This window comes from Paraburkholderia sp. RL18-085-BIA-A (assembly GCF_046027075.1).
In the GTDB taxonomy this organism is placed as follows: domain Bacteria; phylum Pseudomonadota; class Gammaproteobacteria; order Burkholderiales; family Burkholderiaceae; genus Paraburkholderia.
The window spans coordinates 1-1013 of record NZ_JARESU010000485.1; the positions used below are offsets into that span (position 1 = coordinate 1).

Annotated in this window: 2 protein-coding genes; both read left to right on the forward strand. The window is 63.4% G+C overall.

Annotated features, from left to right (window positions below):
• Positions 1–708: ExeA family protein (locus tag P0D89_RS53400; RefSeq protein WP_408371317.1), on the forward strand; the 708-nt coding region annotated here is incomplete at its 5' end.
• Between the two features lies 1 nt (position 709).
• Positions 710–916 (forward strand): hypothetical protein, encoded by a 207-nt coding sequence (locus tag P0D89_RS53405; protein ID WP_408371318.1) that lies wholly within the window; start codon positions 710–712, stop codon positions 914–916.
• Positions 917–1013 lie beyond the last annotated feature (97 nt).

Sequence of the window (1013 nt, forward strand, 5' to 3'; positions counted from 1 at the left end):
ATTCACGGCGAGCCCGGTACCGGCAAGAGCGTCGTCATGCGCATGCTGGCCGAACGGCTCGAGCGACTCACCGACCTGACCGTCGTCTCGATCAATCACCCGCAAAGCAATCTTGCCGACTTCTATCGTGAGATGGGCGACATCTTCGGTCTCGAACTCAGGCCGCACAACCGCTGGGGCGGCTTCAAGACACTGCGCGAGCGCTGGCTGTCGCATCTGCAAACGACTCGGCGGCGTCCCATCCTGCTGATCGACGAAGCGCAGGAAATGAGCGCGGGCGTGTTGAACGAGCTGCGGCTGATGGCCAGTGCGCGCTTCGATTCCCAGCCACTGCTGTGCGTGGTGCTCGCCGGCGACTCGCGCCTGACCGACAAGCTACGGTGCGACGAACTGCTGCCGCTGGGCAGCCGCATCCGTTCGCGTCTGGCCACTGAGAAGGCGTCTGCGGACGATCTGCTGGCCTGTCTCGATCATCTGCTCGCGACCGCCGGCGCGCCGCAATTGATGACGCCGCGACTGCGTCACACGCTGTGCGAACACGCGCTGGGCAACTATCGCGTGCTCACCACGCTCGCCAACGAACTGCTTGCCACCGCCGCCCAGCGTGAACTGCCTGAACTCGACGAGAAGCTGTACTTCGACGTGTTCGCCCCGGCCGCCCCCGCGTCACGGCGGCAGCCGGCGCGTCAATCCAGTGGAGCCCGCTGACATGTCCCGCAAAACACGCAACGCCAAACGTATCGCCGCCTTCGCGGCGCCCGAACTCTCCGACGAAGCAGCCTGCATGATGCAGTTCTTCCTTGAAGACTTCTATCTGTGGTTCAGCCGCACCTACGGCGACCAGATCCGGCGGTATTACCAGCCCTGGCACCACGACCCCGGCCAGCCACGGCACAACATCGACGACCCATTCTGAGCCGAATACAACGGGGGCCTCATCGCCCCCGATTGCTTCGCCGCCAAAACATCAATTAACTTGCAAATCGCTCCATCAACTTACGTGCTCCTGCTCA

What these genes read in the sequence shown, in the direction of transcription:
- P0D89_RS53405 (WP_408371318.1), top strand. Translation starts at nt 710, where the DNA reads ATGTCCCGCAAAACACGCAACGCCAAACGTATCGCCGCCTTCGCGGCG.